The sequence below is a fragment of the Bradyrhizobium sp. LM2.9 genome (assembly GCF_054056555.1).
The window spans coordinates 5,659,454-5,682,769 of sequence record NZ_JBSRYJ010000002.1 but is presented as its reverse complement, the minus strand read 5'-3'; the positions used below and the strand labels follow the sequence as shown (position 1 = coordinate 5,682,769).

Annotated in this window: 20 protein-coding genes and 2 pseudogenes; 11 read left to right on the top strand and 11 right to left on the bottom strand. The window is 64.0% G+C overall.

Annotation, left to right across the window (positions count from 1 at the left end; translation table 11 throughout):
* Positions 1 to 21: 21 nt before the first annotated feature.
* Positions 22 to 1,161 (top strand): amidohydrolase/deacetylase family metallohydrolase, encoded by a 1,140-nt coding sequence (locus ACVWW3_RS29440; RefSeq protein WP_456647810.1) that lies wholly within the window; start codon positions 22 to 24, stop codon positions 1,159 to 1,161.
* A 20-nt stretch (positions 1,162 to 1,181) separates the two neighbouring features.
* Here ACVWW3_RS29440 and ACVWW3_RS29435 read toward each other — a convergent pair.
* Both ACVWW3_RS29435 and ACVWW3_RS29430 read right to left on the bottom strand, forming a co-directional pair.
* A pseudogene (locus ACVWW3_RS29435) lies at positions 1,182 to 2,793 on the bottom strand (ABC transporter substrate-binding protein).
* A gap of 234 nt (positions 2,794 to 3,027) precedes the next feature.
* Entirely contained in the window at positions 3,028 to 4,173 is a 1,146-nt protein-coding gene (locus ACVWW3_RS29430) for an acyl-CoA dehydrogenase family protein (RefSeq protein ID WP_354104539.1), read from the bottom strand.
* 126 nt (positions 4,174 to 4,299) lie between these two features.
* On the opposite strand from ACVWW3_RS29430, the gene ACVWW3_RS29425 reads away from it, so the two are divergent.
* Positions 4,300 to 4,977 carry an alpha/beta hydrolase family protein gene (locus ACVWW3_RS29425; protein ID WP_456647812.1) on the top strand — a complete coding sequence of 226 codons (678 nt, stop codon included), beginning with the start codon at positions 4,300 to 4,302 and terminating at the stop codon, positions 4,975 to 4,977.
* 3 nt (positions 4,978 to 4,980) lie between these two features.
* Here ACVWW3_RS29425 and ACVWW3_RS29420 read toward each other — a convergent pair whose 3' ends face one another.
* Positions 4,981 to 5,955 (bottom strand): ketopantoate reductase family protein, encoded by a 975-nt coding sequence (locus ACVWW3_RS29420; protein WP_456647813.1) that lies wholly within the window; start codon positions 5,953 to 5,955, stop codon positions 4,981 to 4,983.
* Positions 5,956 to 6,114: 159 nt separating this feature from the next.
* Between ACVWW3_RS29420 and ACVWW3_RS29415 the strand changes: the two genes are divergently transcribed.
* Positions 6,115 to 6,918 carry an enoyl-CoA hydratase-related protein gene (locus ACVWW3_RS29415; protein WP_456672227.1) on the top strand — a complete coding sequence of 268 codons (804 nt, stop codon included), beginning with the start codon at positions 6,115 to 6,117 and terminating at the stop codon, positions 6,916 to 6,918.
* A gap of 137 nt (positions 6,919 to 7,055) precedes the next feature.
* Here ACVWW3_RS29415 and ACVWW3_RS29410 read toward each other — a convergent pair whose 3' ends face one another.
* Positions 7,056 to 7,940, bottom strand: a complete 885-nt coding sequence (locus tag ACVWW3_RS29410) for a LysR family transcriptional regulator (RefSeq protein WP_456647814.1) — start codon at positions 7,938 to 7,940, stop codon at positions 7,056 to 7,058.
* Between the two features lie 113 nt (positions 7,941 to 8,053).
* On the opposite strand from ACVWW3_RS29410, the pseudogene ACVWW3_RS29405 reads away from it, so the two are divergent.
* The 4 genes and pseudogenes from ACVWW3_RS29405 to ACVWW3_RS29390 all read left to right on the top strand — a co-directional run bounded on the left by ACVWW3_RS29405 (position 8,054) and on the right by ACVWW3_RS29390 (position 12,237).
* Positions 8,054 to 9,420 (top strand): annotated as a pseudogene (locus tag ACVWW3_RS29405) (FAD-dependent oxidoreductase).
* A 52-nt stretch (positions 9,421 to 9,472) separates the two neighbouring features.
* Positions 9,473 to 10,477 (top strand): ABC transporter substrate-binding protein, encoded by a 1,005-nt coding sequence (locus ACVWW3_RS29400; RefSeq protein ID WP_456647816.1) that lies wholly within the window; start codon positions 9,473 to 9,475, stop codon positions 10,475 to 10,477.
* A gap of 169 nt (positions 10,478 to 10,646) precedes the next feature.
* Positions 10,647 to 11,420 (top strand): ABC transporter ATP-binding protein, encoded by a 774-nt coding sequence (locus ACVWW3_RS29395; RefSeq protein WP_247445419.1) that lies wholly within the window; start codon positions 10,647 to 10,649, stop codon positions 11,418 to 11,420.
* Positions 11,413 to 12,237 carry an ABC transporter permease gene (locus tag ACVWW3_RS29390; RefSeq protein ID WP_456647817.1) on the top strand — a complete coding sequence of 275 codons (825 nt, stop codon included), beginning with the start codon at positions 11,413 to 11,415 and terminating at the stop codon, positions 12,235 to 12,237. The genes ACVWW3_RS29395 and ACVWW3_RS29390 overlap by 8 nt, the downstream gene beginning before the upstream one ends.
* 28 nt (positions 12,238 to 12,265) lie before the next feature.
* On the opposite strand, the gene gtdA is transcribed toward ACVWW3_RS29390, so the two are convergent.
* On the bottom strand, positions 12,266 to 13,306 hold the full coding sequence (gene gtdA / locus ACVWW3_RS29385; protein WP_456647818.1) for a gentisate 1,2-dioxygenase: 1,041 nt from the start codon (positions 13,304 to 13,306) through the stop codon (positions 12,266 to 12,268).
* A 91-nt stretch (positions 13,307 to 13,397) separates the two neighbouring features.
* On the opposite strand from gtdA, the gene maiA reads away from it, so the two are divergent.
* Both maiA and ACVWW3_RS29375 read left to right on the top strand, forming a co-directional pair.
* The gene (gene maiA / locus ACVWW3_RS29380; protein ID WP_456647819.1) at positions 13,398 to 14,030 is read left to right on the top strand and encodes a maleylacetoacetate isomerase; all 633 of its coding nucleotides are present in this window, start codon (positions 13,398 to 13,400) and stop codon (positions 14,028 to 14,030) included.
* The gene (locus ACVWW3_RS29375; protein ID WP_456647820.1) at positions 14,020 to 14,529 is read left to right on the top strand and encodes a MarR family winged helix-turn-helix transcriptional regulator; all 510 of its coding nucleotides are present in this window, start codon (positions 14,020 to 14,022) and stop codon (positions 14,527 to 14,529) included. Before maiA ends, ACVWW3_RS29375 begins: the two co-directional genes overlap by 11 nt.
* Positions 14,530 to 14,608: 79 nt before the next feature.
* Here the strand turns inward: ACVWW3_RS29375 and ACVWW3_RS29370 are convergent, their stop codons facing one another.
* The 5 genes from ACVWW3_RS29370 to ACVWW3_RS29350 form a co-directional block, all read right to left on the bottom strand.
* Positions 14,609 to 16,222 carry a benzoate-CoA ligase family protein gene (locus tag ACVWW3_RS29370; RefSeq protein WP_456647821.1) on the bottom strand — a complete coding sequence of 538 codons (1,614 nt, stop codon included), beginning with the start codon at positions 16,220 to 16,222 and terminating at the stop codon, positions 14,609 to 14,611.
* Complete coding sequence (locus tag ACVWW3_RS29365; RefSeq protein WP_456647822.1) at positions 16,219 to 17,358, bottom strand: FAD-dependent monooxygenase; 1,140 nt, start codon at positions 17,356 to 17,358, stop codon at positions 16,219 to 16,221. Before ACVWW3_RS29365 ends, ACVWW3_RS29370 begins: the two co-directional genes overlap by 4 nt.
* Positions 17,359 to 17,550: 192 nt before the next feature.
* On the bottom strand, positions 17,551 to 17,766 hold the full coding sequence (locus ACVWW3_RS29360; RefSeq protein WP_247348611.1) for a hypothetical protein: 216 nt from the start codon (positions 17,764 to 17,766) through the stop codon (positions 17,551 to 17,553).
* Positions 17,767 to 17,876: 110 nt separating this feature from the next.
* Positions 17,877 to 18,689, bottom strand: a complete 813-nt coding sequence (locus ACVWW3_RS29355) for a cysteine rich repeat-containing protein (protein WP_247348614.1) — start codon at positions 18,687 to 18,689, stop codon at positions 17,877 to 17,879.
* Positions 18,690 to 18,844: 155 nt separating this feature from the next.
* Positions 18,845 to 19,846: an NADP-dependent oxidoreductase gene (locus tag ACVWW3_RS29350; RefSeq protein WP_247348618.1), complete on the bottom strand. Its 1,002-nt coding sequence runs from the start codon at positions 19,844 to 19,846 to the stop codon at positions 18,845 to 18,847.
* A 210-nt stretch (positions 19,847 to 20,056) separates the two neighbouring features.
* Between ACVWW3_RS29350 and ACVWW3_RS29345 the strand changes: the two genes are divergently transcribed.
* Complete coding sequence (locus ACVWW3_RS29345) at positions 20,057 to 21,352, top strand: dicarboxylate/amino acid:cation symporter (RefSeq protein ID WP_247348621.1); 1,296 nt, start codon at positions 20,057 to 20,059, stop codon at positions 21,350 to 21,352.
* A gap of 13 nt (positions 21,353 to 21,365) precedes the next feature.
* Positions 21,366 to 22,286, top strand: a complete 921-nt coding sequence (locus ACVWW3_RS29340; protein WP_456647823.1) for an amino acid ABC transporter substrate-binding protein — start codon at positions 21,366 to 21,368, stop codon at positions 22,284 to 22,286.
* Between the two features lie 78 nt (positions 22,287 to 22,364).
* Here ACVWW3_RS29340 and ACVWW3_RS29335 read toward each other — a convergent pair whose 3' ends face one another.
* The gene (locus ACVWW3_RS29335) at positions 22,365 to 23,171 is read right to left on the bottom strand and encodes an ATP-grasp domain-containing protein (RefSeq protein ID WP_456647824.1); all 807 of its coding nucleotides are present in this window, start codon (positions 23,169 to 23,171) and stop codon (positions 22,365 to 22,367) included.
* Positions 23,172 to 23,316 lie beyond the last annotated feature (145 nt).

The window sequence follows — 23,316 nt, the reverse complement described above, 5'->3', positions numbered from 1 at the left end:
ACTGCCATATCTGGAGATACGATGTCTTTCGATTTGATCCTGCGCGGCGGCCGTGTGGTCGACCCGTCCCAGAAGCTCGATGCCGTGACCGATATCGCCTTTGCGGGCGGCAAGGTGGCGGCGGTCGGCAGCGCCCTCAAGGCGGATCCGGGCACGGATGTGCGCGACGTGTCTCGCTACATCGTCACCCCTGGCCTGATCGATCTCCACACTCATGTCTATTGGGGCGGCACTTCGCTTGGCATCGACGCCGAGGAATTCTGCCGCCTCTCCGGCGTCACCACCGCCGTCGATACCGGCAGCGCGGGGCCCGGCAATTTCGCGGGCTTCCGCAAGCACGTGATCGAGCCGAGCCAGGTTCGCATTCTCGCTTATCTGCACGTCTCGCATGCCGGCATTTTTGGCTTCTCGCACCGGATCATGGTCGGCGAGAGCGAGGAGCTGCGGCTGATGAATCCGGTCGAGGCGGCCAGGGTGGCCGATGCCAACCGCGATCTCATCGTCGGCATCAAGGTGCGCGTGGGCTTGCACTCCTCGGGCACGTCGGGCGTCGTGCCGCTCGATATCGCGCTCGAGGTCGCGAACGAGGTCGGCATGCCCCTGATGGCGCATATCGACCATCCGCCGCCGACCTACGAGGAGGTACTGGCGCGCCTGCGCCCCGGCGACGTGCTCACCCATGCGTTCCGGCCGTTCCCGAACACGCCCGCGACCGCGCAGGGCACGGTGAAGCGGGCGGTGCTCGACGCTCGCGAGCGCGGCGTGCTGTTCGACATCGGCCACGGCAAGGGTTCGTTCGCGTTCAAGACCGCGCGCGCCATGCTCGCCAACGGCTTCTATCCGGACACCATCTCCTCCGACATCCATCAGCTCTGCATCGACGGGCCGGCCTTTGACCAGGTGACGACCCTGTCGAAATTTTTGTGCATGGGCATGCCACTGTCCGATGTCATCGCAACCTCCACGGGCAACGCTGCGATGGCGCTGCGGCGCCCCGAGCTCGGCAGCCTCAAGCCTGGCAGCGTCGGCGACGCCACGCTGATCTCGGTCAAAGAAGGCCAGTTCGACTATGAGGACGTCGTCGGCGAGCACCTGATCGGCGATCGCAAGATCGTGTCCGAAGGCGTTGTCATCGGCGGCCGCTGGTGGCATCCGAACTAGTGGTTCGTGAGGCCGTCAGCCTACTCGTTCTTGTCGACATTCCAGAACATCGGCGTTGCCGGGCCGTCGATCACGCCGGTCAGTGATTTGCGCCATGCGCTCGGCGCCTGGAACTGGCCGAGCGGGACGTAGATCACCTGATCATAAGCTTCCTTCTGCACGTCGAGCGCGATCTTCTTCTGCTCTTCCGATGAGGTGGCGCGGGCAAAAGCGTCGCGCAACTGCTCGAGCTTGGGGTCCTCGGACCAGCCGAACCAGCCGCCCTCCGTGCCCTTGCCGACGATCGCGATGTTGACAAGTGGGTTCATCGAGTCGGCGGCGCCCTGGTAGGTGAAGAACATGTTCCAGCCGCCTTCCTTCGGGGATTTCTGGTTGGCGCGGCGGGTGACCACGGTCTGCCAGTCCATCGCCTGAACGTCGACCTTGAAGCCTGCCTCGCGCAGGAGCTGTGCGACCATGACCGGCTGCGCTTTCAGCAGGATCTGGTCGGTTGGGGCCAGGATCACCACCGGCGTGCCGTCATAACCGGATTCGGCCAAGGCCTTCCTGGCATCCGCCATGCCGTTTCCCTTGACCAGGGTCTCGCCGCCTTCGTCGCTGGCCAGCGGCGTATCGCAGATAAAGAATGCGCCGCAGAGCTTGTAGTATTTGGGATTGCCGATCTGTGCGTCGAGCACGTCCTTCTGGTTGATCGCGAGCATCGCGGCGCGGCGGATCTTCACATTATTGAACGGCGGATGCAGGAAGTTCATCCGGCCGAACGATTGGAAGCCGAACTTGTTCAGGATTGCCACGTTGATGTCCGGATTCGACTCCAGCGCGGGCAGCATGTCGAATGGCGGCGTTTCAAGGAAATCGACATCACCGGATTGCAGCGCGTTGAGCGCGGTCTGCGAGTCCGGCGTCGTCAGCCACTCGACACGGTCGACCTTGACCACCTTGCCGCCCGACGTCCATTCGGGGGGCTCCTTGCGCGGCACATAGTCGGTGTTCTTTTCGTAAACAGCTTTCACGCCGGGCTGGAATTCGGCAGCCACGAACCGGAATGGACCGGAGCCGATCTGCTCCGGAATTTGCTTGCTGATAGGGGTTTCAGCAAGCCGCTTGGGCATCATGAAGGCGCAGATCGCCGATGGCTTGGCGATCGTCTCGAGTACGAGGCCATAAGGCTCCTTCAGCTTGAAGACGATCGTTTTGGCATCTGCGGCTTCGATTGCCTGCTGTGAAGTCCATCAGCTTGCGCGCCATGCCGTCGACGCTCGTGCCCCAGCGCTTCAGCGAGGCGACGCAATCCTCCGCCGTCACCGGCGCTCCGTCATGCCATTTCAGGCCCTCGCGCAAGGTAAAGGTGTAGGTCAGCTTGTCCGCGGACACCGTCCAGTCGGCCATCTGCGGCCGCACCTTGAAGGTGGCATCGATGCCGAGCAGGGTATCGTAGACCATATAGCCATGGTCGCGGGTGATGATGGCTGTCGTAAAGCCGGGATCGGTGACGCGAAGGTCCGATTGCATCACAGCAATGAGGGTCTTGGGGCCGGCAGCGGCTGACGCCGGTGCCGTCCAGGCGGCGGAAAGGGCAGACGGCGAAACAGCAGCAAGCTGGAGGAGTTTCCGGCGCGAGAGGTGAACCATTCGCTTGTCTCCTGACGTGACGCAAACGAAACCAGATGGTGGTTGCCCCGTCGTACGCAGCGTATGGTCTGGTGCCGCATCTTGCAATGACGGGTTGTCTCGCAAATTTGAACTCGTTGCGATCGAGCAGGGTACGTCATGTCCGGGCAGGTCATCTTCGAGGGCAAGCTGTCGTGGCCGACCAGCGGATCAAGTAGCCGCTCACAGCGACCTGATTACAGTGACCTGACCTGACTACAGCGACCTTGCGATCAGCAGCTTCATGATCTCGTTGGTGCCGCCATAGATCTTCTGGATGCGGGAATCGATGAAGATGCGCGAGATCGGGTATTCCTGCATGTAGCCGTAGCCGCCGAACAGCTGCAGGCATTCGTCGGCGGTCTGGACCTGCTTGTCCGAGCACCAGTATTTCGCCATCGACGCCGTGACGGTGTCGAGGTCCTTTGCGACCAGCCGCTCGATGCACCAATCGACGAAGACGCGCGCGATCATCGCTTCGGTCTTGCGCTCGGCGAGCTTGAAGGCGGTGTTCTGGAACTCCATCAGCGGCTTGCCGAACGCTTTCCGCTCCTTGGTGTAATCGACGGTGAGTTTTATCGCACGCTCCATCGCGGCGACTGCGCCGACCGCGAGTGCGAGGCGTTCCTGCGGCAATTGCTGCATCAACTGGACAAAGCCCTGGCCTTCCTCGCCGCCGAGCAGGTTTTCCGGCGGCACGGTGACGTTGTCGAAGAACAGCTCGGACGTGTCGGAGGCATGCAGGCCGATCTTGTCGAGGTTGCGCCCGCGCTTGTAACCATCCGCGCCCGCGGTCTCGACCACGATCAGCGAGATGCCCTTGGCGCCGACATCGCCGGTGCGCGCGACCACGACGACGAGATCGGCAGCCTGGCCGTTGGTAATAAAAGTCTTCTGGCCGTTGATGACGTAGGAATTGCCCTGCTTCCTGGCCGTGGTCTTCACGGCTTGCAAATCCGAGCCGGTGCCGGGCTCGGTCATGGCGATGGCGCCGATCATCTCGCCGGAAGCCATCTTTGGCAGCCAGCGCTTCTTCTGCTCCTCCGAGCCGTAATTGAGGATGTAGTGCGCGACGATAGCGCTGTGCACGGAGACGCCGGTCGTCAGCTCCGGCACCGTGCTTTCGAGGTCGTCGAGCACGGCGGCATCATAGGCGAAGGTGGCACCAAGGCCGCCATATTCTTCCGGCACGCTTGCCAGCAGCGCGCCCATCTCGCCGAGCCCGCGCCAGGCAAAGCGGTCGACCATCTTCTGCTCGCGCCATTTTTCGGCATGCGGGGCCAGGTCCTTGGCAAGATATTTCCGGAACTGGTCGCGGAAGATTTCGAGCTCTTCGGTCATCCAGGAGGAGCGGTAGGACATGGTCACCTCGGTCAATGCGGCTTTCCGGCTTGGTAGGCCGGGCGGCCGTGGCAATTATTGTGTTTTCAGGCTGCGCCGGTGACGCTACCAAGGCGGCCGGATTAGCGTCTGTCGGGATGTCTGATTGTGGCTGTCAAAACTCAAGAGCTCAAGCTCGACATCGAGCGCATCGGCACGGTCTCGGCGATCCTGACGCAGCCGGACAATGCGCGCGCCTGTTACGTGCTGGCCCATGGTGCGGGCGCGGATATGCGGCATTCCTTCATGGAGAAAGTCGCCGCCGGCCTTGCCGACCGCGGCATCGCGACGTTCCGCTTCAATTTTCCTTACATGGAGAAGAAACAGGGGCGTCCCGACCAGCCGGCGGTCGCGCACGCCACCGTCCGCGCGGCGGTCGAGCAGGCTGCGGGGCTGTGCCCCGGCGTGACGCTCGGCGCGGGTGGAAAATCGTTCGGCGGGCGCATGACGTCGCAGGCGCAATCGAAGGCTCCATTGCCTGATGTCAAAGGGCTCGCCTTCCTCGGCTTCCCCCTGCACGCCGACGGCAAACCATCAACCGAGCGTGCCGAGCACCTCGCCGGCATCGCAATCCCCATGCTGTTCCTGCAAGGCACGCGCGACAAGCTTGCCGATCCTGGCCATCTCAAGCCCGTCATCGAGTCGCTTGGTCCAAAGGCGACGCTGCATGAGGTCGAAGGCGGCGATCACTCCTTCGCGGTGCTGAAAAAGTCCGGCCGCAGCAACGATGAGGTGCTTGCAGAGGTGCTTGATACGCTCGCGGCCTGGATCGACGAGCTCGCCTGAAGCTCACGCCGAATAAAGCCCCTTGTCGCGCGCCTTCTGGATCGCGAGCGCAGCGATCAGGTCAAGCGTCGGCGTCGACAGGCCGGCGGTGCGTGCGAAGGCGGCGGGCGCTTTCACCAGGACGTCGATCTCCATGGCGCGGCCAAGCTCGTAATCCTGCAGCAGCGACGGCTTGTGATTGGGTGCGGGGCCGCTGCGGCTCACGCGCTTGACCTCGGGAATGAAGTGTTGCGCGATATCGTTGGCCTCGTTCAGCATCCGCGGAATGACGTCGGCGAACGCAGGATCGTCGCGCACGCCGCGCGCAGTCTGACCGGTGAGCAGGCACAGCACCGACAGCGACATATTGGTCAGCAGCTTTGACCAGATCGCCTCGCGAATATCGGCGACCGCCGGCGATTCCAGCCGTGCGTCGTTGAAGACTCCGCGGAGCGTCGTGATGCGCTCGCAATTGCGGTCGTCGCATTCGCCGATCAGCAGGCGGTTGCGGTCCGGGGTGAGGTTGTGCACCACGCCGGGCGCGGTCACCTCGTTGGAGGAGAAGACGACGCCGCCGACGATCCGCTCTTTCGGAATGCATGCGCGCAAGCGCCCGCCGGGGTCGAGGAAGGAAATGTCGGGCGGTGTCGGATGCCGCGGCGGCAGGCCGATCCCGTACCACCAGGGAATGCCGTTCTGCGCAAAAACGATCGCGGTGTCGTTCTGGAGCAGCGGCTTGATGCTGGCGACCAGCCCCTGGAGCGCGGTTGCCTTGAGCGTCGAGATCACGACGTCCTGGGGGCCGAGCTGGGCCGGATCGCCGGAGGCGTTCACCTTGGCGGAGACCTCGGAATCGCCGACGCGCAGCTTGAGGCCATTGGCGCGGACCGCCTCCAGATGGGCGCCGCGCATCACGCACGAGACCTCGTGGCCGGCGCGGGCCAGCCTGACCGCGATATGGCTGCCGACGGCGCCCGCGCCGAAAATGCAGATGCGCATGGTGTGATGTCCCGTCCCTGGTCCCTTGAATGCCGCCCGGCGGCAGCATGACACAAGCCGCCATGCGATGGACGCGGCTGCCCTACGCCGGAAAGATATGGATCGGAACGAGCGGCCTCGGTCATAGTGCAGGGCAAACAAACGACCGGAGGAACGCCGATGACTGACAGCCCTGTCCTGTGGACCCTCGATGCGCGTGGGGTTGCGACCGTCACGTTGAACCGGCCCGAGGTGAACAACGCCTATGATGGCGCGTTGATTGCGGGCGTGCTTGCGGCCATGGACGATCTCGGCAGCAAGCCCAACCTTCGCGCCGTCGTGCTCCGGGGCAATGGCAAGCATTTCCAGGCCGGCGCCGATCTCAAATGGATCAACGGCGTGCGGCCGCAATCGACTGATGCGAACGAGGCGGCGTCGCGTGCGACCTTCGAGGCCGTGCAGCGGCTCAACACGCTGCCGATTCCGACGGTCGCGCTGGTGCAGGGCGGCTGCTTTGGCGGCGGCACCGGCGTGATCGCAGCCTGCGACGTCGTGATCGCGGCGGACAACGCCTTGTTCTCGATCACCGAAGTGCGCTGGGGCCTGACCGCGGCCATCATCATCCCGCAGCTCTGCGATGCCATCGGCGTCCGGCAGGTCCGCCGCTACGCGCTGACAGGCGAACGTTTCGGCGCTGAGGATGCCCGCCGCATCGGCCTCGTCCACGAGGTGGTGGCGCTCGCCGATCTCGACGCCGCCGGTGCCAAGGTGGTCGAGCAGTTGCTTGCCAATGGACCTGAAGCGATGGCCGAGACCAAGCGGCTGGCGCTGGAGAGCTCGTTTGGCGGCATGGCGGTGGACGACGCGGCCTACACGCGGCTCGTGCATCTGCATTCGCTGAAGCGACAGAGCGCGGAAGCCGCGGAGGGGCTGGCGTCGTTCGCGGAGAAGCGGGCGGGGAATTGGGGCGGCGGAACGAGGTGAGCTCAGCAGCCACGGCAGATGCTGTGGATGTGGAATGTAGCCCTGATGAGTGAAGCGACATCCGGGAATGCCAAAAGGGGCCCCGCATATCGCTTCGCTCATACGCGCTACGGCCCTCGCGCACTTGGCGCAACTTCTCATAACGACGTCGCGAGGGACGTTTTTAGCAGTGTGAGCAGCGCCTGCACCGCGGCCGCATTGCGCCGTCGCTCGGGGATCGCGGCCTTCACCCACAATTCCGGGATCGGAAAGTCGCGCAGCACCGGTTTGAGCGTGCCGTCGCGTAACGCGTCCGCGACGAGATAATGCGACATCAACGCGATGCCGTTGCCCGCGGTCGCGCTGCGCGCCAGCACATGGCCCTCGTTGGAGGAGAGCAGCGGGCTGACCTGGATGCTGATGCGGCCGCGCGGGCCGTCAAAAATCCACTCCGGCCCCGTCGGCAGAAAGCTGAGGCAGCGGTGCTCGACGAGATCGCGCGGATGCTTTGGCGTTCCGTGTTTCTTCAGATAGGCAGGTGAAGCACAGAGCAGCCGCTTCAGTGCACACAAGGGCTCGTCCACTACGCCGCCGAAGGAGTGCGGGAAGGCGCCGATGGCGATGTCGAAGCCTTCAGTCACCGGATCGACGGGACGGTCGATCAGGACGATTTCGAGTTTCAGCTTCGGGTTTTGGGTCTGGAACGCGCTGAACACATCGGCAAGCCGGGCGATGGTCAGCGATGTCGGTGCCTTGATACGCAAATGATCGATAAGATCATGGCCCTTCTCGCCCATGCGCGACAGGAGATCGCCGACATCGGCGACCACGCTGCGCGCCCGGTGGACATATTCTTGGCCAGCCGCGGTCAGGCGCAATTGACGCGTCGAGCGATGAAACAGCGGCGTGCCGATCCGCGTCTCCAATTGGGTGACCCGCTTCGCGACCACCGAAGTCGCGACATTGAGCTTTCTTGCCGCGGCGGAAAATCCGGCCGCGTCCGCGGTGGCGAGGAACGCCTGAAGGTTTACCAGGATGTCCATCTCCGGCCTTTCGCGATTCGAGAACGGTGATCGCTTATTTTGGTAGATTGTAGCCCGGCCCGCGTTAATTCATAGTCCGGCCCAAGCAAGAGATTTTGGGAGCAGGACGCGCCATGCAGGTCATGACGATCGAAGAACCGGCACGCCAGGTGCCGCTCTACGGCGAATATGAAGTCGTCGTGCTCGGCGGCGGTCCGGCCGGCATCGTCGCGGCGGCATCAGCGGCGCGCGCGGGGCGGAAGACGCTCTTGATCGAGCGCTACGGCTTCCTTGGCGGCATGGGCACCGCCGCAGGCGTCACCAACTTTTGTGGTTTGCACGGCAATGTCTACGGCCAGGCCCACAGGCTGGTGCAGGGCATGGCGTCCGAGCTGCTGGCGCGGATCGATCATTTGAACGGCCTCAACGCGCCGCATCTCATTCTCGGCAAGGTCTTCGCCCAGGCCTACGACACCGCCGCCTACAAGATCGCGGCCGACCAACTGCTCGCCAGCAACAAGGTGCACATCCTCTTCCACGCGCTCGGTGCCGGCGTGGTGATGGGCGATAACAGCCGCATCGACGCGCTGATGGTCGAGACCAAGGCGGGCCGGCGGGCGGTGCGATCAGAGATTTTCATTGATTGCTCGGGGGACGGCGATCTCGCGGTCTGGGCCGGCGCGCCGTTCGAATTCGGCGACGAACACGGCCATCCGATGTACCCCTCGATGATGCTCCGTCTCAACGGCATCGATCCAGAGAAGGCGGGCGAGGCATGGCGGACCATCCCGCAATTGATGGAGAAGGCCACCGCCGCCGGCACGCACACATTCCCGCGCAAAAGCGCGATCGTGCGCCCGCAGAAGTCCGGCATCGAATGGCGGGTGAACTTTACGCAAGTGGCGCGGGAGGACGGCCACGCCATCAACGGCATCGAGCCTGATGACCTTACCCGCGCGGCGAGATCGAAGGCCGCAAGCAGGCGCTCGCCGCCTTCGAATTCCTGCGCACCGTGCCGGGCTTTGAAAAATCCTATATCGTCGATTTGCCGCCGCAGCTCGGCATCCGCGAGACCCGCCGCATCACCGGCGGCTACCAGCTCAGCGGCGAGGACGTGCTCGGCTGCGCCTCGTTCGAGGATTCCATCGGCGTCAACGGCTGGCCGATCGAGGCCCATGTTCCCGGCGACGTCGTCTTCACCTTCCCGCCAATCCCGGAATCGCGCGGCTATAACGAGTTGCCTTACCGGATGCTGGTGCCCGAAGGTGTCGACAATCTGCTGGTCGCCGGCCGCTGCGCCTCGATGACCCATGAGGGCCAGTCGGCGGCCCGGGTCTCCGGTGCCTGTTTCGTGATGGGGGAGGCGGCCGGTTCCGCCGCCGCGCTGGCACTGTCCGGAAACCGGATCCCGCGTGACATCCCGGTTGAAAAGCTGCAGGAAACGTTGAAACAACAGGGCGCCTTTATCGGGCGGGACCAGCCCGTGCCCGAAGAGCTCTGACGGGCTTAAAACGACCAAGAGAACCACCAAAAGAACCACTGGAGGAAACGGGATGATCGGGATTGTGCGGCTCGCGCTAGCTAGCCTGGTGGCGATCACAGCGATGGGCACGGCCCGGGCCGAGGACGCGCTTAAGGCCAGGATCGGCGTGCTCCGCCTGTCGTCCTCCGCGCCCGTCTTCATCGCGCAGGACAAGGGCTATTTCCGCGAAGCCGGCCTCGACGTCGAGCTGAAATTCTTCGATGCGGCGCAGCCGATCGCGGTGGCCACCGCCTCGGGCGACATCGATTTCGGCGTTACCGCTTTCACCGCTGGTCTCTACAATCTCGCCGGCAAGGGCGTGGTGAAGGTGATCGGCGGCATGAGCCGCGAGAAGGCCGGTTATCCCCTGATCGGCTATTTCGCCAGCAACAACGCCTATGCGAGCGGTTTGAAGACGCCGAAGGATCTCGCGGGCAAGCGCGTGGCGATGACGCAGGTCGGCTCTTCCTTTCACTATTCGCTCGGCCTGCTCGCTGACAAATATGGTTTCAAGCTCGCCGAGGTGAAGATCGTGCCGCTGCAATCGCTCTCGAATGCGGCGGCCGCGCTGAAGGGCGAGACTGTGGATGCAGCGCTGCTGCCGATCTCGACGGCGCGAAAACTGATGGACGACGGCGGCGCGAAGTTTCTCGGCTGGGTCGGCGACGAGACACCCTGGCAATTGGGCGCGGTGTTCGCTTCGCCGAAGACGCTGACCAACAAGGTGCTGGTGACGAAGCTGCTCGGCGCTTTGGCAAAGGCCGATCACGAATATCACGACGTCATTCTTGCCGCGATGAAGGACGGCGTCGCGCCGATCAACGAGCAGACAAAGCCGCTGCTGGAGATCATCGCAAAGTACACCAATTTGCCGGTGGAGCAGGTGGTCGGCAATTGCGCCTATATCGATCCCGACGGCAAGCTCGACGTCAAGAACGTCGACAACCAGATCAAATGGCTCCAGGAGCAGGGCTTTGCCGACAAGGGCTTTGATGCGAATTCGATCATCGCCAAGGAATTTGTGAAGGCGGATTGATGCATCGTTCTCCCAACCATCTCCGTCATCCTGAGGTGCTCGACTTGCGGCGTGCCGCAAGTCGAGCCTCGAAGGATGCACGGCCCGGATGCAGCCGGGCCGTCGCCCTTCGAGGCCTACGCTTCGCTCCGGCACCTCAGGGTGACGGAACGAGGACGGGGAGTTTCCCATGGACCTGATCGCCAACCACATCACCCATCGCTTCGCCGATCTCGCCGTGCTCGACGACGTCTCGTTCACCGTCAGCGCCGGAGAGGTGGTGGCGATCGTGGGGCCCTCGGGCTGCGGCAAGAGCACGCTGCTGTCGATTCTCGGTGGGCTGTTGCTGCCGACTTCCGGCGCGCCCGAGCTGCGCGGCGCGCCGCCGGCCGACAGTCTCAATCCGCTGACTTTTGTGTTCCAGGACTTCGCGCTGCTCCCCTGGGCGACGGTCGAGGAGAACGTCGAATTTCCGCTGCTGCACACCCAGCTCTCGGCCGCACAGCGCCGCGCGCTGGTCGACGATGCCTTGCGCCGCACCGGCCTGACCGATTTTCGCAAGGCCTATCCAAAACAGCTTTCAGGCGGCATGCGCCAGCGCGTCGGCATCTCGCGTGCGCTTGCGGTCAGGCCTGCCATTCTCCTGATGGACGAGCCGTTGTCGGCGCTGGACTCGCAGACGCGTGAACTCTTGATGGAGGATTTCGTCCGGCTGCTCGCCGATGGCGGCATGGGCGCGGTCTATGTCACCCATAATCTCGAAGAGGCGGCGCGGCTTGCCGACCGCATCGTGGTGCTGTCGCGGCGTCCCGGCCGCATTCGCGAGGTCGTGAGCGTGCCGATGACGCGCGCCGAACGCGGTGAAATTGCAGCCCGTGAAAAGCTGCTCGCGCTTCAGAACCAGATCTGGTCGCTGATCCGCAACGAGGCGATCGATGCCGAGCGCGAGGTCCAGCATGCTTGATCGCGCTCCGGCGGGAACATCTGCGAAGGATGAAGTGGTCCGGCGCGTCCGCTTTCGCGGCGCCGGCTTCGTGCCGGCGAGCAGCCGTTTCGGCGGCTGGATCGCGCTCGCGCTAGTCATTGCGATCTGGCAGGCTGCCGGCAGCATCGGTCTCGTCAATCCGCTGTTCCTGCCGGCGCCGTCGGCGATCGCGCGGGCGATCTACCAGCTCGCGATCTCGGGCGCGCTGTGGCAGCATCTGTCCGCCTCGCTCCTGCGCATCGGTGTCGGCTGGCTGCTCGGCACGGCGGCCGGAGTCGCCGTCGGCTTTGCCATCGGTCTGTCGCGGCTGGCGCGCAGCGTCGGCATTACTTTCATCTCGGCGCTGTTTCCGATCCCGAAGATCGCGCTGTTGCCGCTGTTGATTCTCTGGCTCGGCATCGGCGAAGAGCCGAAGATCGCGACCATTGCGCTCGGCGTGTTCTTCTCGACTGCAATCTCGGTCTATAGCGGCGTCGATGCGGTGCCGCGCAATCTCATCCGCATGGCGCAGAGCTTCAACGTGCCGTTCGCGACCATCGTGCGCAAGGTGGTGTGGCCCGGCGCACTGCCCGCGATCCTCGCCGGCTTCCGCATCACGTCGTCGGTGGCGCTGCTGCTCGTCGTCAGCGCCGAGATGATCGGCGCACAGTACGGCATTGGCGCGTTCGTGTTGCAGGCCGGCAATCTGATGCAGACGGATCAGCTCTTGGCGGGTGTGGTGATCCTGTCGGTGTTTGGGTTGATGGTGGGCAGGGTGATCAACTGGCTGGAGACGCGGCTGCTGCACTGGCGGTAGCTGCAATGGCCGCAGCCCTACGAGGACCTCACGCGTTCCCGCGATCCTCGCGAAACAAGTCCAGCTTCTGCTGCACGGGTCGATCCGAGAAGCTGAACAGCACCGCATCCATGTCAGCCTCGTGCGTGACCCACTGCCAGCTCGGCACCACAAACAAATCGCGCGGGCCCCATTCGAAGGTCGCATCGCCGATGCGCGTGCGGCCATGGCCTTCGATCGGACAGAACACCGTCGCGTCGGTCGAGCGATAGCGCGCGGACTTGAAACCCTTCGGCAGCAGCTGGATGAACGTGCCGATGGTCGGCATGGCGAAATCGCCGGTTTCGGGATTGCTGAACTTCAGCTTCAGCCCGTGACATGCGTCCCACTGCTGGCTCGTACGAGCCTTTTCCAGTGCCTCCCGCGTGTAGGCGTAGGGGTAGCTGAAGATCGGCGAGGTCTTCGAGCTCCGTTTCACGTCGACCGGCAGCAGATTGTGGCCGTAGCGCGCAAAGCTGTCGCCGGCGGGCCTCGTGATCTTCTGCTGATCCTCCTTGGAGCCTTCCGCGAAAGAGCAATCGAAGAACTGCACCAGGGGAATATCGAGGCCGTCGAGCCAGAACATCGGCTCGTCTGTCTCGTTGGAATGATCGTGCCAGGTCATCGACGGCGTGATGATGAAGTCGCCGGGCTCCATCGCAGTGCGCTCGCCGTCGACCGCAGTGTGGGCGCCCTTGCCTTCGAGCACGAAGCGCAGCGCCGACTGGCTGTGCCGGTGCGCGGGCGCGACGTCGCCGGGCACCACCATCTGCACGCCGGCATAGAGCGACGTCGTGATCTTCGATTGCCCGCGCAGGCCGGGGTTCTCCAGCACCAACACACGCCGCTCGGCTTCTCTTGCGGTGATCAGCTTGCCGGCTTCGGTCATGTAGTCGCGGATGATGTCGAACTTCCACAGATGCGGCCGGCAGGGGCTCTTCGGCTCCGGCGTGATCAAATCGCTCATCACCGTCCACAACGCGGTGAGATTCTCGCCGTCGATCTTTTTATAGAACGCCTCGCGTTCCGGCGTCTTGGTCACGGCTTCCATGGTGCGGCTCCCGTTCGTTTTGTTGATTGACAGTATACTTACGGTCTAGGTAGCGTCAACTTGACGAAAAAGGAACGACAGGGAGGTCTCGATGAAGCTGCACGGATATTTTCGCTCCAGCGCCGCCTACCGGGTGCGGATCGCGCTGAACCTCAAGGGCCTCGGTGCCGAGCACCTGCCGCATCACCTTCGCAAAGGCGAGCAATGTGCGCCGGCCTATCTCGCGATCAATCCGCAGGGCCTGGTGCCCACGTTGGAGAATGATGCGGGTGCAGTGCTGACCCAATCGGTCGCCATTATCGAATGGCTCGACGAAACCCATCCTCATCCGCCGCTGCTGCCGAAGGATATTTTGCAGCGCGCCAAGGTGAGGGCATTCGCGCTGGCGATCGCCTGCGACACTCATCCGGTGCAGAATTTGAAGGTGCTGGCGCGGCTGCGCGAGCTTGGGCTGCCGGAGGAGAAGGTTCAGGACTGGGCGGCGTGGGTCAACCGCGAGGGGCTTTCGGCCTGCGAAACGCTGATCAGGGCCGAGCCGGGGCCGTTCTGCTTCGGCGATGTGCCGACGCTCGCCGATCTCTGCCTCGTGCCGCAGCTCGCCAACGCCCGCCGCTTCGGTGTCGATGTCACCGCCTATCCGCGTTTGCTCGAGGCGGAAGCCGCCGCAAAGGCGCTGCCGGCGTTCGCGAACGCCGCGCCTGAGAAGCAGCCCGATGCCGAGTAAGCCGCCTCCGATCACGATAGACGCAGTCTATGCCGCGCCGGGCTATCTGTTCCGGCGCATGCAGCAGATCGCGGTCTCGATCTTCATGGAGGAGTGCAAGGCGTTCGATCTCACGCCGGTGCAATATGCGGCGCTGATCGCGATCCACACCCACCCCGGCATCGACGCGACGCGGCTGTCTGCCGTGATCGCCTTCGACCGCTCGACGCTCGGCAGCGTGATCGAGCGGCTTCAGGCCAAGGATTTTGTCGAGCGCAGGCCGGCGTTGGAAGACAAGCGGATCAAGCTGCTTTATTTGACCAAACCGGGCGCGGCGATCCTGCGCGAGATCTTCCCCGCGGTCGAACGCGCCCAAGCGCGGATGCTGGAGCCGCTCAAGCCGGCCGACCGCAAGGCGCTGATGGGGCTCCTGGTGCAGCTCGTTGAGCTCAACAACGACGCGTCGCGGGTGCCGCTACGGGCGGAAGACGCGCTGGAGCATCTGGGAAAGGCGGGGTGAGGAGAGTGGTTGGGCGATACTCGTGCATCACTCACTGCCTTCGCCGGGACGACAATGAGGGAGCGGCCGCGCCGTCCCCTCACATCCTCAGCAGCGCCTGCCGGTCGATCTTCCCCGTCCCGGTCTTTGGCAGCTCGTCGATGAAAATCACCTCGCGCGGATATTTGTAAGGCAGCAGCTTACTCTTCACATAATCCTGGAGCCGCCGTGTCGTCTCGCGCTGATCGGCGGCGCGGCTGTTCATCACCACGACCGCCTTCAGCGTCATGCGCCGGTCCGGCAGCTCGGCAGCGAACACAGCGCACTCCCGGATATCGGGGTGATCGGCGAGGCAAAGCTCGACCTCGAGCGGATAGACCCACTGGCCGGAGATCTTGATGAGATCGTCGGCGCGCCCACGGAAGAAGTGAAAGCCGTCGGCATCGCGGACGAAGCGGTCGCCGGTGTAGATCCAGCCGCCCTCGCGAATGGTTTCGGCGGATTTGTCCGGCCGGTTCCAGTACAGCGGCGTGTTGGAATCGCCGCGCACCCACAAAATGCCTTCCTCGTCGTCGGCGACGTCGCGGCCGTCCTTGTCGCGCAGCGCGACCTCGTAGCCGGGCACGCGCAGGCCCGCGGCGCCGAGTTTCTTCCGCTCGGGGCGGTTGGAGAGATAGATGTGCAGCACCTCGGTCGAGCCGAGGCCTTCGAGGATATCGAGACCGGTGAGCGTCTTCCAGCCGTTGAAGACTTCGGCCGAGAGCACCTCGGCGGCCGAGAGCGCCATGCGCAGCGACGAGAAGTCGGTCTTGTCGGCACCGTCGGCCTTGGTCAGCGACGTATAGAGCGTCGGCAGGCCGAAGAAGACCGTCGGCCCGTACTGCTCGATCGCCGAAAAGATCGCCGCAGGCTTCGGCTGGCCTGGTAGCAGCAGCGTCGTCGCGCCTGCCGTGAACGGGAAGGTGATCGAGTTGCCAAAGCCATAGGCGAAGAAGATTTTTGGCACCGAGAAGCAGATGTCGCCGGGCGCCAGCTTCAGCACGTTCCGGGCGAAGGCGAGCTCGCTATAGGCCATGTCGTGCTGGAGATGCACGATGCCCTTGGGCCGGCCGGTGGATCCGGATGAGTACATCCACAACGCCATCTCGTTGCGATGCGTGTCGGCTTCCGCGAGCTCGGCCGGAAATTGCGCGAGCCAGCCGGCGGCAGAAACGGCGTTCGGCGCGGCGTGATCGCCTACCGCGCCATTGACGACGACCAGGGTGTGCAGGGCCGTGTCCTTGCAGGCCTCGGCGTTGAAACGTGCACCGAACTCGGCATCCGCCACCGCGACAGCCGCGCCGGAATCGGCGAGATAGAATTGCAGCAGATCCGGCGGCGTCAGCGTGTTGATCAGCAGCGGCACGAAGCCGGCGCGCACGGCACCGAAGAACGCGGCGGGATAGGCCGGAGTGTCATCGAGGAACAGCAGCACGCGATCGCCGCGCTTGAGGCCCAGCGAGGCAAAGCCGTTGCCCCAGCGGCAAGCCTCCGTGCAGAGTTCGGCATAAGTGCGCGTGCCCGCGGGACCGATGAGTGCGACCTTGTCGCCGCATCCTCTCGCGAGATTGTCGAACAGCACGCGGCTTGCATTGTAGACCTGCGGAATGGCGAAGCCGATCTCGCGGGCGCCCGCGCCGTCCGCGGGCACCTGGTCGCGAATCTCGTTACTCATGTCTCATCCCCGCCGTTCCTGGCGGCTTCGTAGCGCGCCATGAAGCCCGGCGACATCGCGCGCAGGCGGGAGTCGTCGATGCGGCCCGAGCGGGTGATGTAGCTGTAGGCAAAGTCCATCAGGCCCTGCTGCATGTGCTGGGCAAAGTGCTCATACCAGAACGAGCTCGTCCGCGCGGCGTTGACGAGCTTCTGCACCACCGGTTTGCGCGCGGCTTGGTAGCGATGCAAAGCGGTTGAAAGATGGGCGTCCGATTCCAGCGCCTTGACCAGCGCAATGGCGTCCTCGATCGCGAGCCGCGTGCCCGAGCCGATCGAGAAATGCGCCGAGTGCAGCGCGTCGCCGAGCAGCACCATGTTCTTGAACGACCAGTGTTCGTTCCAGACCCAGGGGAAATTGCGCCAGACCGATTTGTTGGAGACCAGCGAGCGGCCGCCCAGGGTATCTGCAAACACCTCCTCGCACACGCCCTTGGACTGCTCGACGTCCCTGTAGGCGAAGCCGTAGGCCTGCCAGGTCGCGTGGTCGCATTCGACCAGGAAGGTGCTCATGGTCGGCGAGTAGCGGTAGTGGTGGGCGTTGAAGGCGCCGCGGTCGGTCTTGACGAAAGTCTGCGACAGCGTGTCGAAGCGCTTCGAGGTGCCGTACCAGACGAACTTGTTGGAGGAGTAGGACAGCGAGGTGCCGAAATCACCTTCGAAGGCGCGCCGCACCAGTGAGTTCAGCCCGTCGGCGGCGACGATCAGATCGTGGCCGTTGAGCTGGTCGATCGCATGAATTGGCGTGTCGAAGCGCGGCGTGACCCCGGCATCGATCGCGCGCTGCTGCAGGAACTGCAGGAGTTCGAGCCGACCGATCGAGGAGAAGCCGACACCGTCGATGGCGACGCTGTCGCCATGCAAATTGAGCGTGATGTTCTCCCAGCTCTCCATGTGCGGCGCGATCGCGTCGACCGTCTCGGGGTCGTCGGCACGCAAAAATTCCAGCGCCTGGTCGGAGAACACGACGCCAAAGCCCCAGGTCGCGTCGGCCGGGTTCTGTTCGAACAGGTCGACCTGATCCTCGGGGTGACGCTTCTTCCAGAGATAGGCGAAGTAGAGCCCACCGGGCCCCCCGCCAATCACGGCGATCCGCAACGTCTGCCTCCTTGATTGACAGTATACTTACTATCTAGGGAACACTAATGTGCTCCGACGTCCTGCGCCAGCGGAATTATCGGCAAAAGGCGTGGCGTGCCGAAGCCTATGCCCGGACACGCGCTTGGCGCGCGTCCGAAGCAGTACGTTGCGAAGCATAGCCAAACCGCGCCGGCTTGGCCATCCGCACCGTCAGACGCAGCGCTTTACGTAGACCCCGTTGACCAGCACCCTGGTGCAGCGGACCACCGGAACCGGCTTGCGGACCACGACGGCCGCATTCGGCCCGGCGCAGCCAGCGCGATAGACGCCGCGAGCGCACACCACAGCATTGGCATCGGTGGCTTCAAAGGTCATGGTCGCGGCGAAGGCGAGGAGCGCCGAGGCGGTGAGCAGGAATGAACGCATGTCTTCCTCCCGGTGTTGTCGTCATTGAAATCGAATATCGGCAAAGGTCTGCGATTATCGTTGCAGGCGTGCGAGAACGGTGCACGCCGTCAGATGTTGATGGCACGCTCCTAGCGCGCAGCGAACGGCGCCAGCACATCCTTGCATCCGGGCGACAGCGACGCGGCGTTGCTGGCGATGCACTGTACGATGCGACCGCCGCCGGGCGCGACGCCGGCGCAGAGCGTGCGGATGTCGGCGCCGCAGGCGGAGCGAACGATCAACAGCTCTTCGCGCGGCCGCAGCGGGCGCAGCACGATCACGGCTGGCGCGGCTGCCGGTGCTGCTGCCGCCGCAGGAGCTGCGCCGGCAGGCGCCGCCGTTGCCGCTGCGCCGCCACCGGCCGCAGCGGTCACGGCCTTCTCGCAGGCCGGCGAAACCTTTGCCTTGTTCTTCTCCAGGCATTCGAGCGCGGGCGCGCCGCCCGGCGGCACGCTGGCGCACACCTTGGGGTAATCGGCGCGGCATGCGCTCTTGACCGCCGCAACCTGAGCGCTGCTCGGCTGCTTGGCCGCAGCAGCCTTCGGCGCGGCTGCGGCGGCAGGCTTTTCAGCGGGGGCGGATTCAGCCTTCGTCGCGGAAGGCGCAGTTTCCGCCTTGGGCGCCGCTTCGGTCTTGGGCGCCGCAGCGGGCTCGACCGCGCGCACCGCAGTCTGGCATCCCGATGACAGGCCGGACATGTTCTTCTGGAGGCATTGATACGCCTCCACACCGCCGGGCGTGACGCTCGCGCAGTGCGCCATGAAGTCCGAGCGGCACGCGGACCGGATGGCGCTCTTCTGGGCGTCGGTCGGCGCCTGCGCAAATGCGCCTGTTGCAGTTGCGAAGAGCGCTACCGCCAACATCGCGCTACGCGTTGAGACATGTTTCAAAATGTTGAACATTTGGGTGAATTCCCGCCCTGCCGGTAACGCCGACGATTTTAAAATGTGATGCAAACGCAATCGCCGCGAGTGATGCCTCGCGACAGTATCTTTGGCCGCTTTGGCCACTACCGCAAGTAGATATTACCTGCGCAAATTGCGACGTAACTACGTCGTCAGAGCTTGACCATGCGCTTGCCGCGGTTCTCGCCCGCAAGCAATCCGATCAGCGCCTTCGGCGTGTTCTCCAATCCGTCGATAATGTCTTCCTGCACCTTTAGCTTGCCGGATGCGACCCAGGCCTGGAGTTCGGCGAGCGCACGCTGGCTCTCCTTCATGTAGTCCATCACGATGAAGCCCTGCATGACGAGCCGCTTCACCACGATCAAGCCGGGCACACCGCGCGGGCCGTGTGCCGAGGGCGCGCCGTCATATTGCGAGATCGCGCCGCAACAGGCGATGCGGCCGTAATTGTTCATCTGCGGCAGGCAGGCTTCGAGAATGTCGCCGCCGACATTGTCGAAATAGACGTCGATCCCCTTGGGCGCCGCCGCGCGCAACGCCTTGAACACCGCGCCGTCCTTGTAATCCACGGCGGCATCGAAGCCGAGTTCGGAGGTCAGCCAGTTGCACTTGTCGGCGCCGCCGGCGATGCCGACCACGCGGCATCCCCTGATCTTCGCGATCTGCCCGACGATCGAGCCCACCGAGCCTGCCGCCGCGGACACGACGACCGTCTCGCCTTGCTTCGGCTTGCCGATCTCCAGCAGGCCGAAATAGGCGGTGAGCCCGGCGATGCCGAACACGCTGAGCAGATGCGTCATAGGTTCGAGCTTCGGCATCTTGGTGAGGTGCTTCGCCGGCACGGCGGCAAACTCCTGCCAGCCGGTGTCGCCGAACACGATGTCGCCCGGCACGAGCCCGGGCGCCTTCGAGCTGACGACCTCGGCGATGCCGCCGCCGGCCATCACGCTGTTGGCCTCGACGGCGGATCGATAGGTCGCGCCGTGCATCCAGGCGCGGTTGGCGGCATCGAGCGAGATATAACGCACGCGCAGCAAAGCCTCGCCGTCCTTCGGCTCCGGCATTGCACCCTCGACCATCTTGAAATGTTCGGGACCGAGCTTGCCGCTGGGCTTTTCCACCAGAAGAATCTGGCGATTGACGCTGCCGCTCATGGTGTTTCCTCTTCGTTTGTTTGACGATTATTGATGCAACCACCGCAAAGAAAACGTGCAGGCCGCATTCGTTGTGCGCTGCATGAAAGCTAGATCGCCGGCGCCAGTTCCGCAACGGGAAGATCCCGTCATTGCGAGCACACGCAAAGCGTGTTGCTTCGTTGTCGTATCTGCGACATCATGAAGCGGCCGGTGTCGTGGGGGTAACCAATGTCGAACAGGTTCACGCAATACATTCTGGCGGCGATGGCTCTGGGCATCGTCATGGGCTCGGCGATCTACAATTTCATGCCGGATACGCGCGGGGACTGGGCCTCCTCCATCAATCTGATCGCAGTGATCTTCCTGCGCCTGATCAAGATGATCATCGCGCCGCTGGTGTTCGCGACCCTGGTCGGCGGCATCGCCCATATGGGCTCCGGCTCCAAGCTCGGCCGCATCTTCGCCAAGACCATGGGCTGGTTCGTCAGCGCGTCCTTCGTCTCGCTGATGCTCGGCCTCGTGATGGTCAATCTGCTTCAGCCCGGCGCCAATTTCCCCGGCACGCTGCCGGACAAGGGACAGTCTACGGGCTTGCCGGTCTCGGCGTTCTCGATCGAGAAATTCCTGACCCATCTGATCCCGACCTCGATCGCGGACGCGATGGCGCAGAACGAGATTCTCCAGATCGTGATCTTCGCCGTGTTCTTCTCGGTGGCGATGGGCTCGATGCCCGAGCGCTCCAAGCCGATCCTGGCGCTGATCGACGATATCGGCCACATCATGCTCAAGGTGACGAGCTATGTGATGCTGTTCGCGCCGATCGCGGTGTGGGCCGCCATCACCGCGACCGTGGCCAAGAACGGCCTGCTGGTGCTCTGGAAGCTCATCGTCTTCATGGGCGGCTTCTATCTCTCGCTCATGATCCTGTGGGGCATCCTCGTGGTGGTCGGCTTCATCGTGATCGGGCCGCGCTACAGCCATCTGCTGAAGCTGATCCGCGAGCCGCTGATGATCGCGTTCTCCACCGCGAGCTCGGAAGCGGCGTACCCGAAGACGCTGGAGGGGCTGAACAAGTTCGGCGCCTCCTCGCGAATATCGAGCTTCGTGCTGCCGCTCGGCTATTCCTTCAATCTTGACGGCACGATGATGTACTGCACCTTCGCCAGTATCTTCATCGCGCAGACCTATCATATCGAGATGTCGCTCTCGACGCAGCTTGCGATGCTGGCGACGCTGATGATCACCTCCAAGGGCGTCGCCGGTGTGCCGCGCGCCTCTCTCGTGGTGATCGCCTCGACGCTGTCGCAGTTCGGCATTCCCGAGGCGGGTCTGCTGATGATCATGGGCATCGACACCTTCCTCGACATGGGCCGCAGCGCCACCAACGTGATCGGCAACACGCTGGCGACCTCGGTCGTGGCGAAGTGGGAAGGTGAGCTCGGCCCCGAGCACGAGCTTGGAGCGGGCGACGCCGTGCCGGGGGACATGATCCCCGGCGAAGTGCCTGCTATGGCCGGCCATTGACGGGAGGTGCATCATGCGCCCTTCAACGGTGATTTCGGGCGCCCTTTTGCTGGCAGCGTGCCTGCTGGCAACGGGTGCCTCCGCCCAGACCGGCGGCAGCGAAGGGCTTAGCCCGACGCTGTCAGCCATCAAGAGCAGTCACACCGTGCGGCTCGGCTATCGCGAGAGCTCGCCGCCATTCTCCTTCCTCGACCAGGCCAACCGGCCGATCGGCTACAGCCTCGAACTCTGCGAAGCTATCGTCGAGGAGATCGGCGTCGAGGTCGACGATCCCAATCTGAAGATCGGCTACGTCAAGGTCACCTCGGACGACCGCATCGACGCCGTGCTCCAGAACAAGATTGACCTGGAATGCGGCTCGACCACGGCCAATGCGGAGCGCGGCAAGCGCGTCGCCTTCTCGCCGCTGATGTTCGTCGCCGGTACCAAGCTGATGGTGCCGAAGGCATCAAGCGTCCAGTCGTTGACCGATCTGAAGGGCAAGACCATCGTGGTGACGAAGGGCACCACCAACGAGCAGGCGATCCAGGCGGCCGACAAGAAATCCGCGTTGGGACTGACCATCGTTGTCGGTGCCGATCACGAACAGTCGTACCAGATGCTCGTCGACGGCAAGGCCGATGCATTCGCGACCGACGATATCCTGCTGTCCGGCCTGATCGTGCGCCACAAGGCGCAGGACAAGTTCCGCGTCACCGGCGATTATTTGTCCTACGACCCCTACGGCATCATGTTCCGCAAGGGCGAACCGCAACTGACGGCGGTGGTCGATCGCACCTTCCGCAAGCTGGGGTCCAACCACGACCTCGTCCCGCTCTACAACAAATGGTTCACCGCCAGGCTCCCCACAGGCGAACGGCTGAACGTGCCGATCTCGCTGCAACTGGAGGAAGCCTTCAGGGCGATGGACGATTCCGCGAGCGCGAATAATTAGCGCATGTGCGACGAGCGCCGCTGCACCCTCTCCCCCTGTGGCAGCCCTGTGGCAGGGGGTGGCTTCGCGTAGCGAGGCTCAGCGTTCGTCGCCAAACACCCGATCCAGCGCCGCATCATACGTCGCCTGCACCAACTCCGGATGCAGCTTCGCCAGCGCCTCCATCATCACGCCGGAATTGATCTCGAGCACGATCCACGCGCCATCGGCACTGACCACGTCGATCGACGCGAAGCGGATGCCGATCGCGTTGGCTGCATCGATGGCAAGTTTTCCGCAGGCCGCGCGGACCTCGCCATCCTGCACCAGCACGGGCTTTGCGCCGGCATCGAGATTGTGCCGCCAATCCGAGCCACGCTGCTTGCTGTAGATCACACGGGGCACATCATCCAGCAGCACCACACGGACCTCCTCCTCGATCGCGACATAGGGTGAGATCACGAGCCCGGCGCTCATCGAAAAAATCTCGGCAACCGCGTGGTCGAGCTCCGCCTCCGTCGCCACCCTGAAGACCGATCGTCCCGACGTCCCCTCGTTCGGCTTCACCACCAGGCCCTGCGAATTGTCGCGAAGCAGGCCAAGCATTGCCTCCTGCCAGCCGGCGCCAACAACATTCATGCCCAGCTTCGGATTGAGGAAGAGGTGATGCGGAATGCAGGGCACGCCCACAAGCGTCAGCGCCTCGGCGGTCGCCGATTTGTCGTTGGCGATGCGATGCGCAATCGCGCTGTTGAGGCCAACGTCGTAGCCGAAGGCGAAGTGGTGCTGCGCGCCCCGGCGCATCGCCAGCAGCCAGCCGCCGGCGCGGACATCGAGCGCGATGCCATGGTTCGCGCAATAGCGCCTAATCGCCTGGACGAAGATCCGCTCGCCGCTCGCCGCCATGTGTCGGTCGCCACTTCCGTCGTTCCTGTCGCCAAAAACCGCAAAAATGCGGGAAACGGCGCCAAACCAGGGTGAAAGTCAGAGCTATTCTCAATGAAATTATCGCGAGCGCGACGGAAATTAAGTGCTGCAATCAGGCCTTGGA

What these genes read in the sequence shown, in the direction of transcription:
- ACVWW3_RS29370 (WP_456647821.1), bottom strand. Translation starts at nt 16,222, where the DNA reads ATGAGTAACGAGATTCGCGACCAGGTGCCCGCGGACGGCGCGGGCGCC.
- maiA (WP_456647819.1), top strand. Translation starts at nt 13,398, where the DNA reads ATGAAGCTGCACGGATATTTTCGCTCCAGCGCCGCCTACCGGGTGCGG.
- ACVWW3_RS29395 (WP_247445419.1), top strand. Translation starts at nt 10,647, where the DNA reads ATGGACCTGATCGCCAACCACATCACCCATCGCTTCGCCGATCTCGCC.
- ACVWW3_RS29350 (WP_247348618.1), bottom strand. Translation starts at nt 19,846, where the DNA reads ATGAGCGGCAGCGTCAATCGCCAGATTCTTCTGGTGGAAAAGCCCAGC.
- ACVWW3_RS29415 (WP_456672227.1), top strand. Translation starts at nt 6,115, where the DNA reads ATGACTGACAGCCCTGTCCTGTGGACCCTCGATGCGCGTGGGGTTGCG.
- ACVWW3_RS29345 (WP_247348621.1), top strand. Translation starts at nt 20,057, where the DNA reads ATGTCGAACAGGTTCACGCAATACATTCTGGCGGCGATGGCTCTGGGC.
- ACVWW3_RS29410 (WP_456647814.1), bottom strand. Translation starts at nt 7,940, where the DNA reads ATGGACATCCTGGTAAACCTTCAGGCGTTCCTCGCCACCGCGGACGCG.
- ACVWW3_RS29355 (WP_247348614.1), bottom strand. Translation starts at nt 18,689, where the DNA reads ATGTTCAACATTTTGAAACATGTCTCAACGCGTAGCGCGATGTTGGCG.
- ACVWW3_RS29335 (WP_456647824.1), bottom strand. Translation starts at nt 23,171, where the DNA reads ATGGCGGCGAGCGGCGAGCGGATCTTCGTCCAGGCGATTAGGCGCTAT.
- ACVWW3_RS29340 (WP_456647823.1), top strand. Translation starts at nt 21,366, where the DNA reads ATGCGCCCTTCAACGGTGATTTCGGGCGCCCTTTTGCTGGCAGCGTGC.
- ACVWW3_RS29390 (WP_456647817.1), top strand. Translation starts at nt 11,413, where the DNA reads ATGCTTGATCGCGCTCCGGCGGGAACATCTGCGAAGGATGAAGTGGTC.
- ACVWW3_RS29430 (WP_354104539.1), bottom strand. Translation starts at nt 4,173, where the DNA reads ATGTCCTACCGCTCCTCCTGGATGACCGAAGAGCTCGAAATCTTCCGC.
- ACVWW3_RS29360 (WP_247348611.1), bottom strand. Translation starts at nt 17,766, where the DNA reads ATGCGTTCATTCCTGCTCACCGCCTCGGCGCTCCTCGCCTTCGCCGCG.
- gtdA (WP_456647818.1), bottom strand. Translation starts at nt 13,306, where the DNA reads ATGGAAGCCGTGACCAAGACGCCGGAACGCGAGGCGTTCTATAAAAAG.
- ACVWW3_RS29440 (WP_456647810.1), top strand. Translation starts at nt 22, where the DNA reads ATGTCTTTCGATTTGATCCTGCGCGGCGGCCGTGTGGTCGACCCGTCC.
- ACVWW3_RS29375 (WP_456647820.1), top strand. Translation starts at nt 14,020, where the DNA reads ATGCCGAGTAAGCCGCCTCCGATCACGATAGACGCAGTCTATGCCGCG.
- ACVWW3_RS29400 (WP_456647816.1), top strand. Translation starts at nt 9,473, where the DNA reads ATGATCGGGATTGTGCGGCTCGCGCTAGCTAGCCTGGTGGCGATCACA.
- ACVWW3_RS29420 (WP_456647813.1), bottom strand. Translation starts at nt 5,955, where the DNA reads ATGCGCATCTGCATTTTCGGCGCGGGCGCCGTCGGCAGCCATATCGCG.